This window comes from Marivirga sericea, assembly GCF_900177665.1.
Classification (GTDB): Bacteria; Bacteroidota; Bacteroidia; order Cytophagales; family Cyclobacteriaceae; genus Marivirga; species Marivirga sericea.
The window spans coordinates 334,214-359,236 of sequence record NZ_FXAW01000002.1 but is presented as its reverse complement, the minus strand read 5'-3'; the positions used below and the strand labels follow the sequence as shown (position 1 = coordinate 359,236).

The window sequence follows — 25,023 nt, the reverse complement described above, 5'->3', positions numbered from 1 at the left end:
AGGAATAACTAAAATTATGACAAAATATTATTAACCCGCTCTGTTAATCCTTTCTGATTGTAATCTCAAGATTTACTGCTGATTCCTCCGTTTTGCTTGATCCTTTGAATTACTAGTTAGAAAAGATAACTTGAAACTTAAGAATAAAAAAAAGCCTGAATCTGTAAAGAATCAGGCTAACAAAAGATGGGTGGAAGATGGGGCTCGAACCCACGACCCTCGGTACCACAAACCGATACTCTAACCAGCTGAGCTACATCCACCATTTGAGCTGACAAAGGTAAGAAGGAATAATGATTTCTAAAAAATAAAAGCTTAATTATTTTCAATCTTAAATCTATGAGAGTAGGATTTCGCAGATGCAAAAATAGATTGAGAACCAAAAACAGGGCATCTCCAATTCCCTAAGTAACTAAGAATCAATATAAGTTCTAAACCTCTATTCAAATCAAAATGATCTACCGAGAATCGAATGACTAAAACTAACAATAATGTTTTTCCGAATTTCAAGCATTGTATATAATAACAAATTGTGTAATTGATTTATTCTCAAAATATGAAGAGTATAAAATTTATTATAAATTTGTAGTTTACAATCGCTAATCCCTGTGCAATAATGCCTAAAATATCTGTAGTTAGCCCTGTTTATAGAGCAGAAAAAATAATACCAGAACTTATTTCTCGCATAAAAGAAAGTGTAGAAAATATCACTATGGATTATGAAATTATTCTAGTGGAAGATAATGGCCCTGATGATTCATGGCAGGTGATTGAAAACTTGGCCCAAAATGATGAAACCATTATTGGTATTAAGCTAAGTAGAAATTTTGGGCAGCATTATGCCATTACTGCTGGTTTAGATGCTTCTAACGGAGATTGGGTTGTGGTAATGGATTGCGATTTGCAAGACCAGCCCGAAGAGATACCAAACCTCTATTCCGAAGCTTTGAAGGGTTATGACATTGTGCTAGCTCAGCGTCATCAGAGAAGAGACAGCTTTTTTAAAAGATTTTTTTCCGCTGCTTTTTATAGAGTCCTAGGATATTTAACGGGTTCAAAGCAAGATGAAAGCATAGCTAATTTTGGTATTTATAGTAAAAAAGTTATTGATGCTGTGAAAAGTATGCGGGAATCAATCAGATATTTCCCAACTATGGTGAAATGGGTAGGCTTCAAATCTACCAAACTTAAAGTTAAGCATAACAAAAGATCAGAAGGCGAAACAAGTTACAATATGAAGAAGCTTTTAAATCTTGCCCTTGATATCATATTGGCATTTTCTGATAAGCCTATTCGTTTAGCTGTGAAGCTGGGATTATTAATTTCAGCTATGTCTCTAGTTATTTCCATCGTTTACTTAGCGAAATATCTTGCGGGCCATGTTGTGATACTGGGTTACACAAGCTTAATAATATCGATATGGCTGCTGTCAGGACTAACTATGGCAACTTTAGGTTTAGTAGGCTTGTATATAGGAAAAACCTTTGAAGGCGTTAAGCAAAGGCCAATATATATCATTGAAAAGAAGATAAAACGTGGTTAAGAAATTAGATTGGGATTCAGACTTTTTTGGCTTTCCTATTGGAAGAATTGATGTTAATGCTGACAGGTCTCTGCATAATGTCGAAGAGTTAGCTAAGGAATTCAAACTGATATACTTTTTCTCTGATTATGCTTTGGACTGGCCAGGCCTTAAGCATGTTGATACCAAATTGATATTTCAAAAAAAAGTTATTCATAGAGAAGAATCTGTTTTTAATAATTTAGGTGAGATTTCATTTTCAAGCTTTAATCTAAAAACTGATTCCTACGATGAAATTGAAAATTTAGCCTATCTCAGTGGTGAATTTTCACGATATAAGTTAGATGAAAAGTTTGGAGAGAATAATTTTAGAAAACTGTATAAGAAGTGGTTGGATGAGAGCATTAATAAGAATATAGCAGATTATATTTTGGTTGCTCAATATAAAACAAGAATTATTGGCTTTGTGACATTAAGAATAGATAATTACGGTACTGGCCAAATTGGCTTAATAGCGGTAGACCCTGAGTCGCAAGGAAGAAAAATAGCTTCAAAATTAATTAGGGCCTGTGAGGAAAAAATCAATGACGGTCAATTTTTAAATGTATCTACTCAAGAAGCCAATTTAGGTGCGGTAAAACTTTATTACAAAAATGATTTCGAGGTTGTTGAAAAAAAATATATTTATCATTACTGGCAATAATACCAAAAATGCTAACTTTACAACAAGCTATTTGTGGTGCGTTGAAATAAGCAATATTACAAAAAAGGTCCGGTCAAGGACAATTTTTCACATAAAATGTTTATCCAAAGGAATAACTGCTTAGGCCTCACTATTCCCGTTCATTGCAATAATAATTTTTAACTCAATTTTGTAGTCGATGAAAAAAAAAGAAAAAACATCTTTCATATTAATCCTATTTTCTAGTTTTTTGATATTTTCTTTCATTATTAAATCAAATATAAGTACAGATATTCAGTCGCATAGTAAAATGATCGTTTCTTTACTAGAAGCAGGTAGTTTCCCAGTACCTCCTTTGTATTATGCTTTGATTTTTTTTATCTCGGGGTTTTCAACAAATCTCGGCGCGTTAAACTTAGCTGCAGTATTAGTTTTAAGTGCTTCCGTCACCTACAAATTCATATTATCCTATTACTTTAGTTTAAATAACCTTCAGTACGATACAAAAAAAAGTAACAATTCAATTATACTTATTTTAAGTTTATCTCTCATTTTTTCAGCACCCATTTTTTATGATATTGTCACGAAGGGAATGTATTTAGGAAAGCTTGCAACTAATGTCTGGCACAATTCTACTACTATTTTAGCGATGCCATTTGTAATTTTAATATTTCGGGATTCTCTAGAATTTATTAAGCATTCTCAACCGTCAAAAAATCTAATTGTCAAAGTACTAATATTTGGGGGTACGTTAATTTTAATCAAACCAAGTTTTCTGTTCGCTTTAATACCTATTTTTCCACTTGTAGTATTACTTAAGACAAAGAAAATAAATAAAAAAGTATTAATTGCTTTTTCCATTTCTTTGATTCTTGGAATAGGTATAATATATGAATACTATCTTATCTATGAGCTTGATGTTTATAATTCCCTCAGTAAAGATGAAGAAGGCGGTATTGTCGTTTCTCCCTTTTATTTTTTTAACTTATACAGTAAAAATATAGTTGTTGATGCATTTGTAAGCCTAGCTTTACCTTTAAGTTATTGCTTGCTTTATCCTTCAGATATCCTTAAAAGCTATAAATTGAAGTATAGTATTTTTTTGTTTTTATTTTCATTATTCATAGGGATAGTTTTTACGGAAACTGGAAAAAGAGCAGATCATGGGAATCTAACTTGGCAAATCGTCATGTCAAATTACATTCTTTTTCTCGTAACTTTAACTTTATTATATGAGAAAATCCAGCTATATGGAGCAAGCAAATGGCGTAATTCCTTTCTATTATTTGTTGTTTTTTTACATACTGCTAGTGGGTTTTTCTATTTGTTTAAGATTCTTTATTTTAAGTCCTACTTTTGATTCCTCAACTTTAAAAACTAAAGATTTGATAATCTGTAAATACAATAAGTAAATTTGGAAAAATAAACTAAGTAAAATTAAGAATCTAAAACGTATATGAATATCCCTTTCAATAAACCATATTTAACCGGAAGAGAGACCGAGTACATTACAGAAGCAGTTCAATCAGGAAAGATTTCAGGAAATGGAATGTTCACCAAAAAATGTCATCAGTTTTTTGAGAAGCATTATGGATTTAAGAAATGTTTGCTCACCACTTCTTGTACTGATGCACTGGAAATGGCTGCTATTCTCTTGAATATTGAAGAAGGTGATGAAATAATTATGCCTTCCTACACCTTCGTTTCAACTGCTAATGCATTTGTTCTCAGAGGTGCAAAATTGGTTTTTGCTGACTCGAGAGTAGATCATCCTGGGATAAATGAAAAGTCCATAGAGAATTTAATCACACCAAAAACTAAAGCCATTGTAGTTGTTCATTATGCTGGTGTTGCTTGTGACATGGATGCGATTATGAACATCGCAAAGCGCCATAATCTATGGGTGGTTGAGGATGCTGCTCAAGCTATTGATAGCTTTTATAAAGGAAACCCTTTGGGAAGCATCGGACATTTAGCGGCCTTTTCATTCCATGAAACAAAAAATGTAATTTCTGGGGAAGGCGGAATGCTAGTTATAAACGATGAACAATTTGAGGCCAGAGCAGAAATCATTTGGGAAAAGGGAACAAACAGAAGTGCATTTTTTAGAGGTGAGGTTGATAAGTATGGCTGGGTAGACGTTGGAAGTTCTTTTTTACCATCGGAGGTAATAGCAGCATTTTTATGGGCACAGTTAGAAAATCTGCAGGACATCCAAAATCGAAGAAAAGAATTATGGCAAACTTATAATGAGCTTTTTAAAGAAATGGCCATCCCATGGCTCAAATTGCCTTCAATGCCAGCCTATGCTACAAATAATGCACATATGTACTATGTTGTAACGGATTCGTTGGAAAGAAGAAATCGTTTTATCACAGAATTAAAAGAAAAAGGTATATTGGCTGTTTTTCATTACTTATCTCTACATGACAGTCCTTTCTATCAAAATAAACATGACGGAAGAGATTTACCAAACACTGATCATTATTCTGATTGTTTAGTAAGATTGCCTCTTTTTTATGAGTTGCCAATAAAGGATATTATTGAGACTCTTAAAAGTTTATAGTACTTTTATGAAAAGCGTATAGCGCGACTTTGACAAAGTGTAAAATAAGCTTAGAACCATTATTTATAAATGGTCATGTGTCACGAATAGTTTCTAAGACACACTAAAAATTTTGATTCAAGACAATCGTTTCTTACTAGAAGTGAAAATACAAATGCTAGCACTTTTTTAAGGAAAATCACCAACCCTACTTTTCTAATAATTAGTTGTCTCTAATGATTGAATAGTTGTTGTCACTAAAATTATGAGAGCAACAAAAACAAAAAGTAGGTCTTTTTGATCATAAAGATCCACTATTCGAATGGAATCGAACGAAAATTAAAGAACTTTGCATTGAACCACATTTATAATGTACTTATTTTTTTATTGGTTTAACAGAATCCTATGTGACAGCGCCAACCCTACTGCTAGCCGACACGCACCAACAAATCAGTAGTTCATTTGATATTAAAATTACATTCACTTTCTAAGTAGTAGAAAATGACTAATTTTACACTTCATTTGGATTATTATATGAAAAAAATAGCAGTTATTGGTTTGGGTTATGTGGGATTACCTCTAGCCGTAGAATTCGGGAAGAAAGGAGCTGTTATAGGCTTTGATATTAATCAAAAACGTATTGATGAGCTTTCTCAGGGATTTGACCGGACTTTAGAAGTAGAATCAGATGAGTTAAAAGAAGCTATTCACTTATCTTACACTTTTGACTCAAGTGATTTAGCAGAAGCTCAGATTTATATAGTAACAGTTCCTACTCCTATTAACGAATATAAACAACCAGATTTAACTCCACTTATGATGGCTTCGTCCACAGTTGGCAAGACCTTGAGAAAAGGGGATATTGTAATTTATGAATCTACTGTTTATCCCGGTTGCACAGAAGACGACTGTGTTCCCATCTTGCAAAAAGAAAGTGGTTTAAAATTCAATCAAGACTTCTTCTGCGGTTATTCTCCCGAAAGAATTAATCCAGGAGATAAAGAGCATTGTTTGCCCACAATTACAAAAGTGACTTCAGGAAGCACTCCTGAAATAGCGGAGGAAGTCGATCAACTCTACAAAACAATTATTACGGCAGGAACTCATAAAGCCGCTACTATTAAAGTGGCAGAAGCAGCTAAAGTAATTGAAAACTCTCAAAGAGATTTGAACATCGCTTTCGTAAATGAGCTGGCCTTAATTTTTGATAAAATGGGAATTGACACTGCAGATGTATTAGAAGCTGCGGGTACTAAATGGAATTTCTTGCCATTTAAACCAGGGTTAGTCGGTGGACATTGTATAGGCGTTGATCCTTACTATCTAACCCATAAAGCTGAGGCTTTGGGTTATCATCCTCAAGTCATTTTAGCAGGAAGAAGGATTAATGACAACATGGGTGCTCACGTTTCCAGCTCAGTTGTGAAGCTAATGGCACAAAAAGGCTCTGTGATCAAAGGCTCAAAAGCTTTGGTCTTGGGGATAACTTTCAAAGAAAATTGTCCAGATATCCGTAACAGCAAAGTAATTGATGTCATTAAAGAACTGGGTTCTTACGGCATAAATGTAGAAATTTATGATCCTCAAGCCAATAAAGAAGAAGTGAAACATGAGTACGGAGTTGACTTAATTGAAAAACCCGGCTCAGATTATAACGCAATTGTTTTAGCGGTATCTCATAAAGAATTTAAAGATTTCAATTTATCCAACCATTTGAATGAAAATGGAGTCACTTACGACATTAAAGGGTTTTTTGAGAGAGAATTAGTAAATAAAAGGTTGTAATGAAATTGCTAGAAAACGCTAAGGTACTAGTTACGGGTGGAGCTGGTTTTATTGGGCATCACTTAGTGTCTGAATTGTTAAAATATAAGATTAAAAAAATTTACGTAGCTGACGATCTATCCACAGGACTAAAATCAAATTTGACGCCATTTTCAAAAGACAGCAGATTAGAATTAATAGAAATTGACATTAGTGATTTTAATAAAGTCGAAAATCTACCGGCTGTCGATTACATATTCAATTTGGCAGCGTTGGTAAGCGTTCCACTTTCCTTTTCAGAAAGTGCTAAAAATAACAATATCAATATTGTTGGCTTTCAGAATATTTTAGAATACGCTAAACGTCATCAAGCTAAAAAAATAATATACGCGTCTTCTTCAGCTGTCTATGGGAATCCCACAAAAACTCCAATTTCAGAAGATGCAATTATAAAACCAACCTCGCCATATGGATTTAGTAAATCAATCAATGAAATTTATGCTAAAACATACAAAGAGTTTTTTGATATAGATTCGAATGGGTTTAGATTTTTCAATGTTTATGGAAAAGGTCAAAAAAGCGATTCACCCTATTCTGGCGTTATTTCTATTTTCAGAGAAAAAATGATACAAAATGGTGAAATTAGTATCTTTGGTGACGGTGAGCAAACCAGGGACTTTGTGTTTATTGAAGACTTGGTTAAAATTTTAATATCAAGTATTGAATTAAAAAACACCTCTGAGATTTTCAATCTAGGTACAGGGAAATCTACCAGTATAAATGAACTTTTTAATACTATGGCATCTTTGTTTAACTACAACAAGTCACCATCATACAAAGAGGTGAGATCTGGAGATATAGTCGAAAGCGTTGCGGACATCCAGAAACTTAAAAACTCATTTGACATTAAAGCTACCACTAACTTACACGAGGGTTTAAAATTTTTAAAAGATAATTTGCAAATAACATAAGAAATGAAAATAGCAGTAGTAGGCACAGGATATGTAGGATTGGTAACGGGCACATGTTTTGCGGAGACCGGCAATCATGTGACCTGTGTGGATATAGATGAAGTCAAAGTACAGAAATTACAATCCGGCAAGGTGACCATATACGAGCCTGGTCTTGAAGTAATCTTCGAACGGAATGTCAAGCAAAAAAGGCTGGATTTCACCACCAATTTGGAAGAAGGCATAAAAGATGCAGAAGTCATCTTCCTGGCATTGCCTACCCCGCCAGGTGGGGATGGTGCCGCGGATTTGCAATATGTATTGAAGGTGGCAGACGATTTGGGACATATCCTTGAGGAATATGTAGTGGTAGTGGACAAGAGTACCGTGCCCGTGGGCACTGCCGACAAAGTACATTCCGCGATTGCCAAAAATGCAAAAGTGGAGTTTGACGTGGTCTCCAATCCCGAGTTTTTGCGGGAGGGGGTGGCCGTGGACGATTTCATGAAGCCAGATAGAGTCGTGATCGGGACACAATCTGAAAGGGCCACCAAAATAATGGAGCGCTTATATACCCCATTGGTGCGCCAGGGCAACCCTGTCATCTTTATGGACGAGAAATCAGCCGAGCTGACCAAGTATGCGGCCAACTCCTTCTTGGCCACAAAGATTACCTTCATGAACGAGATCGCCAATCTGTGCGAGCGCTTGGGGGCCAATGTGGACATGGTCCGCAAAGGGATCGGGACCGATACAAGGATCGGCAAACGGTTTCTCTTTGCTGGCATCGGGTATGGAGGCAGCTGTTTTCCAAAAGATGTGCAGGCATTGGCCAAATCGGCCAAGGATGCCAATTATGATTTCAAGATACTGAATGCCGTGATGGAGGTGAACACCACGCAGAAGACCCGCTTGATGGACAACTTGAACGGTTATTTCAAGAATGACCTAAAGGGCAAGAGCATTGCGATGTGGGGCCTGGCCTTTAAACCAAATACTGACGACATCAGGGAAGCACCGGCATTGTATAACATTGAGGCATTGATAGCTGCAGGTGCAAAGATCCAAGCCTTCGATCCTGAGGCAATGGAGAACGTAAAAGGTCAATTGGGTGATGAGATTGTCTATGCCGATACTGCTTATGAAGCACTGAAAGGCGCGGATGCGCTCATGATCATGACCGAATGGCCAGTCTTCAGGACACCTGATTTTAATGTGGTCAAAAAGGAATTGAAAGAGCCGTTGATTTTGGACGGAAGGAATTTATATGAAGTGGAGCAGATGAAAGAACTTGGCTTCACTTATTTCAGTATAGGAAGATAAGGGCTATGGCGAAAGAGCGAGTTTTAATAACAGGGGCAGCAGGATTTTTAGGTTCACATTTATGTGACCGCTTCATAAAAGAGGGGTACGATGTGATCGGAATGGACAATCTGATCACGGGCTCCATGGACAATATTGCCCATCTGATGGGTAAAGAGGATTTTGAATTCTACCATCATGATGTGAGCAAATATGTGCATGTTCCCGGTGATTTGAAATATATATTGCATTTTGCTTCTCCTGCCAGCCCGATAGACTATTTAAAGATCCCCATCCAGACCTTGAAGGTCGGTGCACATGGCACCCATAATCTATTGGGTCTTGCAAAAGATAAAAAAGCCCGGATTTTGGTGGCCTCCACTTCCGAAGTATATGGGGACCCTCTAGTGCATCCGCAGACGGAAGGGTATTACGGAAATGTGAACCCGATCGGCCCAAGAGGAGTCTATGATGAAGCCAAGCGCTTTATGGAATCCATCACGATGGCCTACCACACTTACCATCAACTGGAAACCCGCATAATCAGGATTTTCAACACTTACGGCCCCCGGATGAGGCTCAATGATGGAAGGGTGTTGCCTGCCTTTATTGGCCAGGCCTTGAGAGGAGAAGACCTCACTATTTTTGGTGATGGTTCCCAAACCCGATCCTTTTGCTATGTGGATGACTTGGTGGAAGGGATCTATAGGCTGTTGTTGAGTGACCATAGTCATCCCGTAAATGTAGGGAACCCGGATGAGATCACGATTTCGGAATTTGCAGAAGAAATCATTAAATTGACCGGCACCACCCAAAAGGTGGTATACAAAGATTTGCCTAAAGACGACCCAAAAAAGAGACAGCCGGATATCACGAAGGCAAAAGAACTATTGGGCTGGCGACCAAGGGTCAGTAGGCAAGTAGGTTTGAAGATTACCTATGACTATTTTAAATCATTGGATAAGGGAAAGCTCTTTGAAAAAGAGCATAAGGATTTTGACAAATATATTATTAAATGAGTATTTATAAAGATAAAACTATATTAATCACTGGGGGCACGGGTTCGTTAGGAAAAGCTCTAACAAAACATATATTAACAAATCATTCTGAAATAAGAAAGCTTGTAATTTTTTCACGAGATGAGCAAAAGCAGTTTCAGATGGCCCAAGAGTTCCCTCAAAATAGTTATCCTAAATTACGCTTCTTAATTGGGGATGTAAGAGATAAGGATAGGTTAGTTCGGGCATGTAAGGATGTAGACTATGTAATACATGCTGCAGCTATGAAACATGTCCATTTGGCAGAATATAACCCAGAGGAGTGCGTCAAAACAAATGTGAATGGAGCGCAAAATGTGATTAATGCATGCTTGGAAACTGGCGTTGGACGAGTTGTTGCATTATCAACAGACAAAGCTTGCGCACCAATAAATTTATATGGAGCGACAAAATTAGCATCTGATAAGCTTTTTATAGCAGCTAATAATATTACTGGATGGAATCCTATTAAATTCTCTGTAGTTCGCTATGGTAATGTAATGGGGTCTAATGGTTCTGTTATTCCTTTTTTCCTAAGAAAAAAAAATGAAGGGATACTACCTATTACCGACCCAACAATGACTCGTTTCAATATTTCCTTGCAAGGAGGTGTAGACATGGTTATGCATGCTATGGAGCAAGCGTGGGGTGGAGAAATATTTATACCAAAAATACCATCTTATAAGGTTACTGACGTGGCCGAAGCAGTAAGTCCTCAGGCAGCTAAACCAATAATAGGAATTAGGCCTGGTGAAAAAATTCATGAAGAAATGATTACTTCATCTGATTCTTATTATACTTATGACTTGGGCAAATATTACACTATACTTCCAGCAACACATAAATGGGATTTAAAGGATTTTATAGCTCATTTTAACGCAACCAAAGTAAAAGAAGGTTTTCAATATAATTCTGCAGAAAATACTGAATGGGAAAGCGTAGAAAGCTTACGAAAGTTGATTAAAGAACATGTTGACCCAGAATTTGAGGTATGAATGAAAAAGTAATTCCATACGGAAAGCAAGATATAACAGAAGCAGACATTCAAGCAGTAGTAGAAACACTACAATCAGATTATCTCACTCAAGGGCCTAAAATTAAGGAATTTGAGGAAGCTTTTGCTGATTACGTCGGCGCTAAATATGCTATTGCCGTTGCGAATGGCACAGCCGCATTACACTTGAACTGCCTTGCTTTGAATGTGAAGCCTGGTGATAAGGTAATCACAACACCCATCACTTTCGCTGCATCGGCCAACTGCATCAGGTATTGTGGTGGAGAGGTAGTATTTGCTGACATTGATCCAGAAACCTATTTATTAGATATAGAAAAAGTACGAGAGCTTTTAGAGGCTTCCTCAAAAGGAACCTACAAAGGCATAATACCAGTAGATTTCGCTGGTAGAGCAGTAGATTTAGAAGCTTTTAGGAAACTGGCATATGAGTACGGACTATGGATTATTGAAGATTCTTGCCACTCTCCTGGTGGATATTTCATAGACAGCACAGCTCAAAAACAAAACTGTGGAAATGGTAAGTATGCAGATTTAGCTATTTTCTCATTTCATCCTGTAAAGCATATTGCAGCTGGAGAGGGTGGGATGATCACCACAAATGATAAAGGTCTCTACGAAAAGTTAATGAAGCTGAGAACTCACGGTATTACAAAGGATGAAGATTTGTACGAAAATTCGGTTGAATTTGCAGGCGGTGAAATTGATTACCCTGCCTGGTACATGGAAATGCAGGACTTGGGTTATAACTATAGGTTGACTGATTTTCAGGCAGCTTTAGGATTAAGTCAATTAAAAAGAGCTGATGAAGGATTAGGAAAAAGAAGAAAAATTGCAGAAAAATATTTTAATGCGTTTAAAAATCAGAAATTTATCAAAGGTCAATCTGGAGTAATTGAAGGTCATGCCTATCATTTGTACGTAATTGAAGTTGAGGACAGGTTAGGATTGTACAACCATCTAAGAGAAAACAAAATATTTGCTCAAATTCATTACATCCCTACCCACTTAATGCCGTATTATAGACAGTTTGGTTGGAAAGAAGGTGACATGCCCCATGCCGAGACTTATTATAAGCATTGTATTAGCTTACCTATGTTTCCAACCTTGTCTGACGAAGACCAGGAATTTATTTTAGAAACTATTAGAATATTCTTTGAATGATTGATCCATATCTTTTAAGTAAATTAATCCATCTATCAGATGAAACTACGAATTGATTTTTGAAAGATTTATTGAAATAATAGCTTAAAATGGTGAAAGCTAAAGAATTTGAATCTGAACGTTTGTCTTACAAACCTTTAAACCTAAACTATTGCACAGATCAATATGTGAATTGGCTAAATGATTATGTCATTTATCAATTTCTCGAAACTGGTGGTAATTATACTAAGGAAATGTTAAATGATTATCTGCATGAAGTTCAAAATAGCAATATTTATTTTTGGGCCATACATTTAAAAGAAAATCAGAAACATATTGGCAACATTAAAATTGATCCAATTAATAGTAAACATAGTGTGGGAGAATATGGTATAATGATGGGTGACAAATTAGAATGGGGAAAAGGGTACGCTGCCGAAGCTTCTAATAGAGTGATTAGATTTTGCTTTTTTGAAGGATTGAATTTAAGAAAAATAACACTAGGAGTTCTAAAAGATAATATTGCAGCTGTGAAACTATATGAAAAATTAGGATTTGAAGAAGAGGGACGCTTTCTAAAACATGCATTCCACAATGGCAAGTACTGCGATGTTATAAGAATGGCCTTATTTAACCCAAATTATCGATATGACTGAAAAAAAGCTCATTTTAGGTACAGTTCAATTTGGAATTCCTTATGGAGTAAATAACCTTGTGGGTCAACCATCTAAGCAAGAAATTTTTACTATTTTAAAAAAAGCATACGAACATGGTATTAGAACATTAGATACTGCTGCCGCATATGGTAACTCCGAAAAGCTTATTGGAGACTTTTTGCAAAGTAATCCTGAAATGGGTTTTAAAATAATCACAAAAATTAAGACTGATGATAGCGTGGATTTTGAAAAATCTTTAACAGCGAGTTTAACAAATCTTAAAATTGATTCTGTTAATACAATTCTATTCCATTCATTTACTGATTTTAAAAAAAATATTAATAAGCATAGAAATAGCATTAACAAGCATAAAGGAAATTTATTTGAAAAAATTGGAGTTTCAATATATGATAATAATGAAATCATTGAACTATTAGATAATGACTTAATTGATGTTATTCAAGCACCGTTCAATCTTTTGGATAATAAAACTCAAAGAGGTCATCTATTTAAGGAATTACAAAGCAAAGGGAAAATTGTACATACTAGATCATCTTTTTTGCAGGGACTTTTTTTTATGAACAAGGAAGTTATACCAAAAGGATTAAGTCCGCTGATTCCATTTTTAGATGAAATTAAAAAGTTATGCAATCAATACGATATTAGTGTACAAGAATTATCCTTAAATTATGTATTGAATAAAAAATATATTGATGGTGTACTTTTTGGAGTAGATAATGTAAGCCAATTGAATCAAAATATGGCAAACATAAATCCACAACTTCCTGAAGATCTTATAAATGCTATTGATGAAATAAATGTAATTGACAATTTTTTGCTGAACCCTTCAAAATGGAAAATTTAAAAATCGTATTTATCACTCAAGCAAGAGTAGGAAGTAGTCGGTTTCCTGAAAAAGTGTTGCATGAGGTGGATTCGGGATTGTCAATGCTGGCTTTACATTTGCAGCGACTGAAACATTCTCGATTATATAGTGAAATAATTGTAGCTACTACCTTTGAAGAAAAGGCAGAAAAGATAGAAATGATAGCTAAATCTGAAGGAGTCCTATCTTTTAAAGGTTCTACTATTGATGTTTTGGATAGGTTTTATCAAGCTGCGAAAAATCATCAGCCTGATTATATAGTAAGAGTAACTTCAGATTGTCCATTGATTGATGCTGATTTGATAGATCAAGTAATTTCGCTTGCTATTCAGAATGATCTTGATTATGCTTCTAATGTATTAAAGGAAGATTTCCCTGACGGACAAGATATAGAGGTAATCAGGTGGAAGTCTTTAGAAAAAGCTTGGAAAGATGCAAAAATAGCTTCTGACAGAGAACATGTTACACCCTACATTAGAAAAAATTCAGATTATAATGGTGGTCATCTCTTTAAAGCTCAAAACCTTTCAGTTGATTCACAATTTTCAGATATCAGAATGACAGTTGATGAGCCAGATGATCTTAAGACAATTCAGACTTTAATTAAAGAACTTGGTTCAGAAAAATCCTGGTTAGATTATAGTGATTTCATACTTACTAATCAGGATATGTTCAATAATCAAAAAATTATTCGAAACGAAGGATATCTAAAGTCACTTAAAAAGGATAACAACAGTTACTAATATGGGAAAAGGACAAGAATTATATAAAAAAGCAAAACAAATCATTCCTGGTGGCACTATGTTGCTTTCTAAAAGACCTGAGATGTTTTTGCCTGAACATTGGCCCTCCTACTTTTCAAAAGCCAAAGGATGTAAGGTTTGGGACTTAGATGGAACCGAACTTACTGATATGAGTATTATGGGCATAGGTACGAACACTCTTGGCTACGGAAATGAAGAAGTTGATTCAGCCGTTATCGAGACTGTCAAAAAAGGCAATATGAGTACCTTATGTTGCCCAGAAGAAGTACATTTAGCAGAAAAATTAATAGAAATTAATCCTTGGGCTGAAATGGTAAGATTCGCCCGAAGTGGTGGAGAAGCAAATGCAATTGCAATTCGGATAGCAAGAGCTGCATCTGGAAAAGATAAAGTTGCAATTTGTGGGTACCATGGATGGCACGATTGGTATATATCAACTAATTTAGGCTCAGGAGATGGCTTAGGTAATCATCTATTACCTGGACTTGATCCAACAGGTGTACCCAAAGAATTGAAAAATACCACTGTTCCATTTAATTACAATGATTTTGAAGGATTAAAAGAAATAGTTTCAAAGGGAGATATTGGTGTCATAAAAATGGAAGTCGTCCGGAATTTTGGTCCTGATAATAATTTCTTGCAAAAGGTGCGGGATTTAGCTACTGAAAATAATATTGTACTAATTTTCGATGAATGTACTTCTGGTTTTAGAGAGACATTCGGTGGTATCTACAAAAAATATGGAGTCGAGCCAGATATGGCAATGTTTGGGAAAACTATAGGCAATGGTTACGCATTAACGGCAGTAGTAGGGAAAAAAAGTGTAATGGAAGCTGCTCAGAAAACTTTTATAAGTAGTACTTTTTGGACGGAAAGAATAGGCCCAACTGCAGCTTTAAAAACCCTAGAAGTAATGGATAAAATTAAATCATGGGAAATCATTACAGAAAAGGGTCAATTAATGAGGGAAGGTTGGCAGAGACTTGCTAATGAATTTAATTTAAATATTAAAATTGCAGGGATTCCTTCGCTTTCCTCTTACTCATTTGACAGTGAGAATCATTTAAAGTATAAAACTTACATTACACAGGAGATGTTGAAGAAGGGATTTTTAGCAAGTACTATTTTTTATGCATCAATTGCACATTCTGAGAATGACTTTGAAAAGTACTTTGAAGCTCTATCTGATATTTATAAGACGATCTCAGATTGTGAAAAGGGGGATAAAACAATAGATCATTTACTGGAAGGACCTGTTTGCCATGCTGGTTTTAAACGTTTAAACTAACAAAATTGGACCGATATAGAGTTTTTAAGAAGCAGACTTTTAGTTCCGGAAATTATTCCTTAGTTCCTATTAGACATGAAGATAGGTATTCGATTATGCAATGGCGAAATGAACAAATCTATCATTTACGTCAAGATGAGCTATTAACAAAAGAAAAGCAGGATCAATACTTCACAGATGTAGTTTCAAAATTATTTCCGCAGGAAAGTCCAAATCAAATTCTATTTTCATATCTGAAAAATGATAAATGTATCGGTTACGGTGGATTAGTTCACATCAATTGGAAAGATAAAAATGCGGAAATCTCCTTTATAATGGATACATCACTAGAGGAAGAGTATTTTGAATATCATTGGAGTAAGTATTTGGAACTTATAGAGGAAGTTGCATTTGAGCAATTGAACTTTCATAAAATTTACACTTATGCATTCGATTTAAGACCAAGATTGTACATTGCACTTGCAAATAGAGAATTTAGGAAAGAAGCTACATTAAATGAGCATTGCTTATTTGAGGGAAAATTTGTTGATGTTTTAATTCATTCAAAAATTAAGCTTACTATGATTTTGAGGGAAGCTGCAAGTGATGACTTGGAAACCACCTACACCTGGGCAAATGATAAACTTGTTAGAACATTTGCCTATAATCAAAAACGCATTGAAAAAGAAGAACACTCTGAATGGTTTTTAAGTAAGCTCAGTTCCAATAACTGTAAATATTATATTCTTGAAGAGAATAAGAATAAGATTGCTGGTTCAATTCGTTTTGATATTGACGATATGGGAAGTAGTGCCATGATAAGTTATCTTGTAGATCCTAGATGTACTGGCAGAGGTTACGGAACTTATTTGCTGGAAAATGGAATAAAAAAGCTAGTTCAGACAAAACCGAACATAGACCACGTTTATGGGTTTGTTATAAAAGAAAATATTGCCTCTATTCGAATATTTGAAAAGCTTAAATTCAGTATCAGTTACCAGAACGATAGAGAGATCAAATTTGAAAAAACAATAGCATGAGAATCAAAAATCATTATATAGGACCGAATAAGCCTGTTTTTATAATCGCTGAACTTTCCGCCAATCATAACGGTAGCTTAGAGACTGCCTTGGCCACTATAAAAGCCGCCAAAAGAGCTGGGGCAGACTGCATTAAATTACAAACATATACCGCAGATACCATAACTCTTAATTCAAAGCTAGATGACTTTATGATCAAAGGGACTATTTGGCAAGGAAAAAATCTTTACGATTTATATAAAGAGGCCTTTACTCCCTGGGAGTGGCATGAAACATTATTCAAAGCAGCGGCAGCAGAAGGACTAGTATGCTTTTCCTCACCTTTCGACAAAACAGCAGTCGATTTTTTAGAGACATTAAATACACCTGCTTATAAAATTGCTTCCTTTGAGATCACCGATATCCCTTTAATTGAATATACAGCCTCAAAGGGTAAGCCCGTTATTATTTCGACCGGTATTGCTGAAAAAGAAGACATAGAATTGGCACTAGACGCCTGTAACAGAATGGGAAATAATGCTATCGGATTATTAAAATGTACCTCAAGTTATCCTGCTCCGATTGAAGAAGCTAATATGATAATGGTCAAAGATCTAGCTAAACGTTATGGAGTCATTTCCGGGCTTTCAGATCACACCTTAGGGAGCACAGTTCCAATTGTGGCTACATCTCTAGGTGCGAAAATCATTGAGAAACATTTTATTTTAGACAAATCAGTAGGGGGGCCGGATGCATCATTCTCAATGGACGAGCAGGAGTTTAGTGACATGGTAAAAGCAGTACGAGAGGCTGAAAAAGCTGTTGGAATAGTAGATTACAGATTGACGGAAAAACAAAGAAAAGGCAAAGATTTTTCACGATCTCTTTACATCGCGACTGATGTTAAAAAAGGTGAAACAATAACTGAAGAGAATGTGCGTAGTGTTCGTCCTGGTTTCGGTCTTCATCCCAAATACTTAAGTTCAATTTTAGGAAAGACTTTTACTACAGATTTAGAAGCAGGGACTCGTCTTTCACTTGAGTTAATTAACAAGTGATAAGTATAGTATCATAAATTTCTTTTCTTTCTAGGCATTTCCCGAATTAAACAACCTTTTTTCATACCTCTTAACAGGAAGAAACCTTGTAGTATTTAGTATTAAAAACACTCTTTATGTTCATTTTTTATTACTTTTACGACTTTGAATATGCCTATTATAAAAAATAGATTACTGTTTCAATATTTTTCATGCTTAGAAGGAGAATTTCTACTAAAAATCTTGTCCAGGGTTTACTATCGTGAGCACTCTACACTTGTAACAGAATTACCCTTTGGCTACTCAAATCAATTGATCTGGCTCATATGATGAAATCAATAACACATCTAAATTTATCTTTGCAAGAATCCATTGTCTTAAAAAAGCATAACAGATTCGAGATTGAAGTTTCAGTTTTCACTTCAATTATATTAACGACAGTTTTAGTATTTTTTCACTTCTCGAGGGCTGGATTTGAATCATACTTATATGAGATTCATCAGATTGTAGGCTTAGGTTTTTTTATTTTATGCTTGCCCGGCTACTACATCAGAATAAACAAAATATCTAATAGTACCATAGGACTTTCAGCATTAATAACTTTACTCTTATTTCTAACTTTGATATTGATTTCCTTCCTGCCGAAGACTATTTCTAATATCTTTTTCTTGTCTTCCATTTACATAGGCTATCTCTTATTCCTCTTGCATTTAATATACTTTTTTAAGGCCAAGCCCCTTCTGTATGCCACTTCAATGATTCTCTTTGGGGTTCTTATTGGATTATGGCTATTTGGAAGAGTATACAGCGGATATCACAGCCCATTAGCTTTCGAAAACTTTTCTATTGGAATAATCTCTCAAGACACCATTTTTCATTCTTCTATTTTAGAAATGATCAAAACCAATGGTATTCCTAGTACTGGTCTAAATGACACTCCCTATTTACCCTATCATTGGGGAAGCCATTGGTTATTGGCCCGATTAAGTATCTTGGTGAATATCAGTTCTACGCTGTCGTATAATCTTCTATATCCTTGCTTATTAATTCCTATTTTCCTTAAAAGCGTACTTATCTTTTCAAAAGATCTCTTTGACCTCAGAAACAATAATACTTCCAAATACAAAACTGGAGTTATTTTTTGGTTAGCTTTCTTGCTTTTGATAGTAGGGTTTTTACCCTATACCTTCACTAGCAAGTGGGCTATATGGGATTCCTGGGTAGGATCTGAATCTTACTTGGTCGGCCTACTTTATTTCTTTCTTTTATCAAGCGTAATTATTAGAGCTTACACTAAAATTGAAAATGCAAAGATTTTTGCATTATATGCGTTAGCACTAAGTATCCTATTACCATTAATTGGACTATTAAAAATATCACTGTTAATTATTTTATTAGCCACATGTTGCTATCTATTTTTACGGCTAAAGTTATATATTAATTGGGTTAGCAGTCTTGCTCTTGCTATAAGTATTATTCTTGGATACATAATTTTTAAAGCAACAAATTATTTAGGGGATGTTGAAAATGACAATTTCTATTTATTCCATTTTATTAAAAGATGGACTCAAGACGGTTGGAAAGGATTCTTTTATTACTTTCATTACTTCTTTACATTTATATATATATACCTAAAGTTCAAAAACCTTCATGTTAATTTTACAAATTTCAAAAAATTACTCTTTGAAAGAAAATTGTTGGATGTTGAAATACTGATTGTTATATCCATTATGGGTCTCATTCCCACCTCCTTACTTAGAATTGACGGTGGAAGTGCTTATTACTTTACGGATATTCAAGCAAGAGTTAGTATCTCTCTAGTTCTATTGTTTGTCTTAGAAAATTATATGAATTCATATAAATTCTCTACACTACTAAGACGAATATTACTAATTGTGCCATTGCTGATCATATTTTCATTAAACAATATTTTCATTAAAGTTGAGACTGCTTTTAATAATAATCTTAGCAGTCGAATAAAAATGGCTAATTACTATAAAGATGCAAATGATAGCACTGAGTTTATAAAAGGTGCACAACCAGACATTCTTCAGTACACTTCTGGGAAATTCAGTGATTTAGATAAAAAGGTGGATGAAATGATCAATGTCCCATTTAAAGGGCTTAAAATAACTCCTAACTACAAGCTATTTAGTCTTTTGGATTCCGTGAACTCTTTTGATGTGAATCTAAAATCAAAATCTTTCATATATGTTCCGAAGCAAAACCTGCTTTGGTCGCTTTTTAATAATGACAGGTTAAGTGGTTTGTCCATTCCCGCTCTAACAGGTATAAAAACTATTGGTGCACTCCCTAAATATTTGGATGATAACTATTACAGAACTTATGGCTACCCTACTTACAAAGATCAATATTACAAAACCGGTGAAATGACGGTTCATCATTATAAAGGACTCAATTTGGACTCAGCAAGAAATGCCATAGATAGTATGAATTATACATTATTGTATATTCCCAAAAACAAACTAGACACATTAAAACTCACTAATAATCTATGATATAATAACTCTCCTTTAAAACAATTACAAAGCAGATAACCATAATAGATTACAAAAATGATTGCAAAAAAGCACTTTACTTTTTGAAAAGATTATATTACTAATTTAGAAAATATCAGATATTCTAAAGATATGTTAGCAAAGATTTAATTGGGAAAATACTGAAAATTGAGTTGGAAAAACGTTTCTGGATAAAGTTATAGTATATAACTTTATACTTTAATTGGCCTTTGGCCTAACTCAAAGCAAAACTGACAAAAATATCGACCCCAAAACATTCACTCTAGATCTTAATAACGAGAGCTTAATCTATTCTGAAGACAGATATTAAAACTTGGACGTGTAGGCTTTAATCAGCAAGTTAGTTAGTCTTAAAGTAACATTAACTACAAATTAACATCATGAAGACAAATTATATAAAAAAACAACAGTGTTCGCAGTGAAGCAGGATTCATAGGGTATCATCTTATAAACAAACAACGACAAATACTGTGACAAAATGATTCATGATTTTCCAATTGAAGTATATGAAGACGTTGAATAAATCAGGGTATTAATTTATGTTTCAGATGTAGCAGATTGCTTAATTCAAGCAGCTGAAAGTGATTTAAAGTGTTAAGTTTTCAATTTAGGAAGTGGAAACCCTTCTTCAATTAATATTCTCTTTAATAAGATGGCAGATACCTTAACCTATTCAACTATGTCTGCTTACCTTAAAGAAAGATAAGGAGAAATAAAACAAAGTTAGCCAGATATTAGCAATATTAAACAATCAGTAAGTTGGACCTAGATATCCACTAAACTAAGTCTCAAGACTTTAATAAAGGCTATAGATTAAATAGAAAAGAAATTGATATCCTAAAATCATACGGAATCGATACCTCTTAAGGAAAAATATAAAGTTTGTACTATCTTTACAATATACAAAAGGCTGAAATTATTGATTCCAATGAAGCATAGACTTATACTAATTCTAATACTAATTTCATTGTTAAGCTGTAAAAATGAATTAGAGGATATCCGATTAAAAACTGAAGAGCAAGCACCAATTGATTTTAGAGTATTAAACAAAACCAATGCACCACTGATTAGTGCTTCAAACCCTTGGGAAAATGGCCTGATAGGATACTGCATGGTACTTAAAAGTGATGAGAATTTTTGGCAGATGTGGTACGAAAGTTTTGCGCCTACTGCAAACGATGACTATAAGTCTTACTTATGCTACGCTACATCAAAAAATGGAATCAATTGGGAAAAGCCAAAACTAGGCTTAGTAAATTTCGAGGGTAGTTCTGAGAATAATATTATTCTTTCCGGCCAAGAAACCAATGGAATTCATGGACCCTTCATCTATAAAGAGAATGGCATCTATCACTTAATTGTAAATCAAATTATAGTTGACAATGATTCTCCAAAATATTCAATTGCAGTAGCATACTCAGAAAATGGAGTAAATTGGAGCAAATTTTCAAAAATATACGATGGCTATTCGGACACACAAAATGTCTTATTGAACTTCAATGATCAGAAAAAATTATTTGTAAGAAAATGGATAGGCGAAATTTCCACAGGCGAAAGAGCAGTTGGGATTTCTAGAATAAATCGATTCTCCTCATTATTCTTTGAACAAGCAGAATTAGCTTATAGAAACAATTTCGAAGAAGATGTTTACACTAATGGCGCAATTAAATATGACAATTTAATTCTTTGTTTAACGTCAATATTCAATAAATCAAAAGGCGATATCTATCTTGGCTTAGCTTACAGTAGAAATGGCAATACATTTTATAAGTACAATAATAAAATTGACTGGAAGCAATCGCAGAACTCTTGGGACAATAAAGCCATTTATGCCTCTCCTTCTTTAGTAAAATCTGATAATGATTCTACTTATTTCTTATACTATTCAGGTACAGAAAAAAATCATGACTCGCCCATAACAAACAATAATGATTACGTGACAGGCATAGGCCGATATGAAATTGTGATCACTAATAATGAGAAATAAGCAAAATAACTTCCTTATCAATTATGGGTTTAAATTAATTTCCAACCTCCTAACAGTTATTATAGGATTTATAACAACTGCAATAGTACCCAAGACCCTAGGAGCTAGTAATTACGGAATTTTTAGTTATCTGACCGATGTTCTAACCAAGATTTTTGCTTTATTTGATTTAAGGTCATCGACCTATTTTTATATTAAATATTCACAAAACACAAGAGATAAATATTTTTTAAGCTTCTATTTTTTATATGCGATTTCTATAAGCTCACTATTTACATTGGTCATTATACTGATCAAAATAACTCCAATCGGTGATCTAATATTTGAAAATATCTCCTTAAAAATAATTCTAGTAGGCTTACTATATGTTCTTTTTTTTTGGTTTCAAGACATATTTACTAAATTAATGGATGCAATAGGTGAGACTAAAAAAGTAGAAATATTTAAAATAATAGGTCGGATAGTAGGCCTTATCCTTCTATTATCACTTTTCTTTACTACGAACCTTAATCTGTTTACATATTTCTTTTATTCTATATCTGTAGTATTCATTTCTATACTATCAGCTTATGTATTCTTAAAACCGAACCTAAGAAAAGTATTAAAGTACTCGAGTTTAAGATTTAGATATTTCTTTGAAAAGCAATTTGATTATATCAGCCCACTATTTATATATCTGCTAGTTGGTACTTTTATTGCTATTTTTGATCGATGGTTCCTTCAAAAAATAGGTGGTAGTATAGAGCAAGGATACTATGGTTTCGCATTTTTATTGTCGAATATCATACTTATTTTTCTTACGTCATTATTACCACTTTACACAAAGGAGCTTTCTACACAAAATGGAAACAAATCTAAAATGAAAGATGTATTCTTATTATATACACCTATAATTTTCACATTTGTAGCATTCATTTGTTGTTTTTGCTCAGTTTTTAGCGAAGATTTGATTTTGATATTTGCAGATGAAGGTTACTTAGGTGCTGAGCAGACTATTAAAATAATGTTTTTCTACCCTTTGGTTTCTACATTTTCAAATATGAGCGGTACTGTTATTTATACTACAAATAGAACTAAAATTTTTAGAAACCTAATATTGATATTTGGCCCTATTCATATATTATTATTAGTGCTTTTAATCAGCAAAGATTTTGGATACGGCCTTGGCGCAACTGGCTTAGCAATAAAACAGGTTTCTATTGAATCCTTGAGTGTTGTAATTATATTACTTCTGAATTCTCGATACTTGAAATTTTCACTTAAAAATTTCATATTAAAAATTTCCATAATAATCATAATCTTCTATGGAATTTCTAGCCTTATTTACTCTATTGATTTTCTCCCATTTAATTCCATTTATTTTGAATTTATTACAAAGGGTTTTTTATATACATGTATATGTCTAATTTTAATCTTTATTTTTCCAGAAATATTTGGGTTAAACAAATCCATTTCCGCCAAAATAAAAGAAAAATTAAAAAATATTTATCAAAATAAATGAAAATACTATTATTCTCAATATACCCAGAGACCCCGCATTTTGAAACCGAATTAGAACTACTGCAATTATATTCTGATAGAGGTTCAGATCTTAATATAGCTTTTTGCGATAAAAGTATTGAAACTTGTCTTTTCAATCCGAATCATAATAACCTACTTTGCAATATTTGTATATCCAAAAGGAAGGAGGGTTTGAAATTAATAGGTGGATCTGAACCAAATATTATCCCAATTGCACCAATCAATTCCAAGAATAGTATTAACTACAAGTTCTCTTCGATTGAAGAACTAAAGAGTATCACGGAAAACAATATCAATATAGGAAAAGGAGTAGCATCCAGCGTGATTTCAAGATATCGCGAACCAAAAATCAATTTAGGAACAAGAAAGGACGAAATAAATAAAGAATTAAATAATACGAAGCATCTTTTGAACGAGTGCAAAAGAATAATTGAAGCAACATTACCTGATTTAATTATTATTTTTAATGGAAGGTTTGCATCATATCACCCGATTGTAGAGTATTGTAAAACAACTCAATTAGACTTTTTAATACACGAAAGAGGGGGGAATTTTGGTACGTACATGGCTCGAATAAATGAAACTCCTCACTCTCGCAGTCAAGCTGAACTTGAAATTGAACAGTTATGGCAAAAAGACCCAATTGAGTCTAAAAGACGAGGGGAGCTTTTTTTTAAAGAAAGAAGAGACAAAGTAATACAGTCTTGGTTTGTTCATTCTGAAAAACAAGAAAAAGGTAAAATTCCAGATGCATACAATCCCAATAAGAAACTTGTTTGTATTTTTAATTCTTCTAGAGACGAATTTGAATCAGTTGATGGTTGGCTGGAAACTCTTTATAACTCCGAATATGACGCTATAGATAAAATTGCCACTTCCATGAAAGGCAAGGACGATTATCAATTATTCCTAAGGGTTCATCCAAACCTATCAAACTTGGAAAATTCTCAAATTGAAAGCATTAATAACCTTAGGCAAAAGCATACACATTTAAACATAATACCTGCAGAAGACAATATTGACAGTTATTCTTTACTTGATATTTGTTACAAGGTAATAGTTTTTAACTCAACAATAGGGCTTGAGGCTACATTTTGGAACAAACCGACTATCGTTATTGGAAGAGCTTTATATGAAAATCTTGATTGTAGCTACAATCCCGATTCTCACTCTCAAGTGATTGAATTGATTGAAAAAGACTTAGCACCAAAACCAAAACTTAATGCCATAAAGGTTGGGAATTGGCAAAGGGAGTTTGGGGAGGAGTTTAAATATACCAAACAGATTGGAGTAGACAGGGCATTTTTCAAAGGAAAAAAAGTAGTGCCAAAATTGCCTTGGAGAATACTATCAAAAATTTATTTTTCTTTAAAGAAATTGAGAAATTAG

Annotated in this window: 20 protein-coding genes and 1 tRNA gene; 20 read left to right on the top strand and 1 reads right to left on the bottom strand. The window is 34.0% G+C overall.

Features of this window, described 5'->3' with window-relative positions; translation table 11 throughout:
• Positions 1–188: 188 nt before the first annotated feature.
• Positions 189–264 (bottom strand) — tRNA-His (locus B9Y84_RS06850).
• A gap of 352 nt (positions 265–616) precedes the next feature.
• Between B9Y84_RS06850 and B9Y84_RS06845 the strand changes: the two genes are divergently transcribed.
• From B9Y84_RS06845 to B9Y84_RS06755, 20 genes are all read left to right on the top strand, one after another.
• The gene (locus B9Y84_RS06845) at positions 617–1,543 is read left to right on the top strand and encodes a glycosyltransferase family 2 protein (RefSeq protein WP_085516338.1); all 927 of its coding nucleotides are present in this window, start codon (positions 617–619) and stop codon (positions 1,541–1,543) included.
• A complete protein-coding gene (locus B9Y84_RS06840; RefSeq protein WP_085516337.1) occupies positions 1,536–2,225 on the top strand; it encodes a GNAT family N-acetyltransferase in 690 nt (229 codons plus the stop codon). The genes B9Y84_RS06845 and B9Y84_RS06840 overlap by 8 nt, the downstream gene beginning before the upstream one ends.
• A 178-nt stretch (positions 2,226–2,403) precedes the next feature.
• Positions 2,404–3,564, top strand: a complete 1,161-nt coding sequence (locus B9Y84_RS06835) for a hypothetical protein (RefSeq protein WP_085516336.1) — start codon at positions 2,404–2,406, stop codon at positions 3,562–3,564.
• Positions 3,565–3,660: 96 nt separating this feature from the next.
• Complete coding sequence (gene rffA / locus B9Y84_RS06830) at positions 3,661–4,770, top strand: dTDP-4-amino-4,6-dideoxygalactose transaminase (RefSeq protein WP_085516335.1); 1,110 nt, start codon at positions 3,661–3,663, stop codon at positions 4,768–4,770.
• 480 nt (positions 4,771–5,250) lie between these two features.
• The gene (locus tag B9Y84_RS06825) at positions 5,251–6,534 is read left to right on the top strand and encodes a nucleotide sugar dehydrogenase (RefSeq protein ID WP_245830832.1); all 1,284 of its coding nucleotides are present in this window, start codon (positions 5,251–5,253) and stop codon (positions 6,532–6,534) included.
• Positions 6,534–7,484 (top strand): NAD-dependent epimerase/dehydratase family protein, encoded by a 951-nt coding sequence (locus tag B9Y84_RS06820; RefSeq protein ID WP_085516334.1) that lies wholly within the window; start codon positions 6,534–6,536, stop codon positions 7,482–7,484. The genes B9Y84_RS06825 and B9Y84_RS06820 overlap by 1 nt, the downstream gene beginning before the upstream one ends.
• 3 nt (positions 7,485–7,487) lie before the next feature.
• Positions 7,488–8,786 carry a UDP-glucose dehydrogenase family protein gene (locus B9Y84_RS06815; RefSeq protein WP_085516333.1) on the top strand — a complete coding sequence of 433 codons (1,299 nt, stop codon included), beginning with the start codon at positions 7,488–7,490 and terminating at the stop codon, positions 8,784–8,786.
• A gap of 5 nt (positions 8,787–8,791) precedes the next feature.
• Complete coding sequence (locus tag B9Y84_RS06810) at positions 8,792–9,784, top strand: UDP-glucuronic acid decarboxylase family protein (RefSeq protein ID WP_085516332.1); 993 nt, start codon at positions 8,792–8,794, stop codon at positions 9,782–9,784.
• Entirely contained in the window at positions 9,781–10,797 is a 1,017-nt protein-coding gene (gene pseB / locus B9Y84_RS06805) for a UDP-N-acetylglucosamine 4,6-dehydratase (inverting) (protein WP_085516331.1), read from the top strand. Before B9Y84_RS06810 ends, pseB begins: the two co-directional genes overlap by 4 nt.
• Entirely contained in the window at positions 10,794–11,978 is a 1,185-nt protein-coding gene (pseC, locus tag B9Y84_RS06800) for a UDP-4-amino-4,6-dideoxy-N-acetyl-beta-L-altrosamine transaminase (protein ID WP_085516330.1), read from the top strand. The genes pseB and pseC overlap by 4 nt, the downstream gene beginning before the upstream one ends.
• 89 nt (positions 11,979–12,067) lie before the next feature.
• Positions 12,068–12,613, top strand: a complete 546-nt coding sequence (locus B9Y84_RS06795) for a GNAT family N-acetyltransferase (protein ID WP_085516329.1) — start codon at positions 12,068–12,070, stop codon at positions 12,611–12,613.
• A complete protein-coding gene (locus tag B9Y84_RS06790) occupies positions 12,606–13,478 on the top strand; it encodes an aldo/keto reductase (RefSeq protein ID WP_085516328.1) in 873 nt (290 codons plus the stop codon). The genes B9Y84_RS06795 and B9Y84_RS06790 overlap by 8 nt, the downstream gene beginning before the upstream one ends.
• On the top strand, positions 13,466–14,242 hold the full coding sequence (locus B9Y84_RS20745) for a cytidylyltransferase domain-containing protein (RefSeq protein ID WP_221406415.1): 777 nt from the start codon (positions 13,466–13,468) through the stop codon (positions 14,240–14,242). Before B9Y84_RS06790 ends, B9Y84_RS20745 begins: the two co-directional genes overlap by 13 nt.
• Before the next feature lies 1 nt (position 14,243).
• The gene (locus B9Y84_RS20740) at positions 14,244–15,551 is read left to right on the top strand and encodes an aminotransferase class III-fold pyridoxal phosphate-dependent enzyme (RefSeq protein WP_221406414.1); all 1,308 of its coding nucleotides are present in this window, start codon (positions 14,244–14,246) and stop codon (positions 15,549–15,551) included.
• A gap of 5 nt (positions 15,552–15,556) precedes the next feature.
• Entirely contained in the window at positions 15,557–16,570 is a 1,014-nt protein-coding gene (locus tag B9Y84_RS06780; RefSeq protein ID WP_085516327.1) for a GNAT family N-acetyltransferase, read from the top strand.
• Positions 16,567–17,607: a pseudaminic acid synthase gene (gene pseI, locus B9Y84_RS06775; protein ID WP_085516326.1), complete on the top strand. Its 1,041-nt coding sequence runs from the start codon at positions 16,567–16,569 to the stop codon at positions 17,605–17,607. The genes B9Y84_RS06780 and pseI overlap by 4 nt, the downstream gene beginning before the upstream one ends.
• 305 nt (positions 17,608–17,912) lie before the next feature.
• Positions 17,913–20,105 (top strand): hypothetical protein, encoded by a 2,193-nt coding sequence (locus B9Y84_RS06770; RefSeq protein ID WP_139827969.1) that lies wholly within the window; start codon positions 17,913–17,915, stop codon positions 20,103–20,105.
• 949 nt (positions 20,106–21,054) lie between these two features.
• A complete protein-coding gene (locus B9Y84_RS06765) occupies positions 21,055–22,113 on the top strand; it encodes a glycoside hydrolase family protein (RefSeq protein WP_085516324.1) in 1,059 nt (352 codons plus the stop codon).
• Positions 22,103–23,614: a lipopolysaccharide biosynthesis protein gene (locus tag B9Y84_RS06760; RefSeq protein WP_085516323.1), complete on the top strand. Its 1,512-nt coding sequence runs from the start codon at positions 22,103–22,105 to the stop codon at positions 23,612–23,614. The genes B9Y84_RS06765 and B9Y84_RS06760 overlap by 11 nt, the downstream gene beginning before the upstream one ends.
• Positions 23,611–25,023, top strand: a complete 1,413-nt coding sequence (locus B9Y84_RS06755; protein ID WP_085516322.1) for a capsular polysaccharide export protein, LipB/KpsS family — start codon at positions 23,611–23,613, stop codon at positions 25,021–25,023. The genes B9Y84_RS06760 and B9Y84_RS06755 overlap by 4 nt, the downstream gene beginning before the upstream one ends.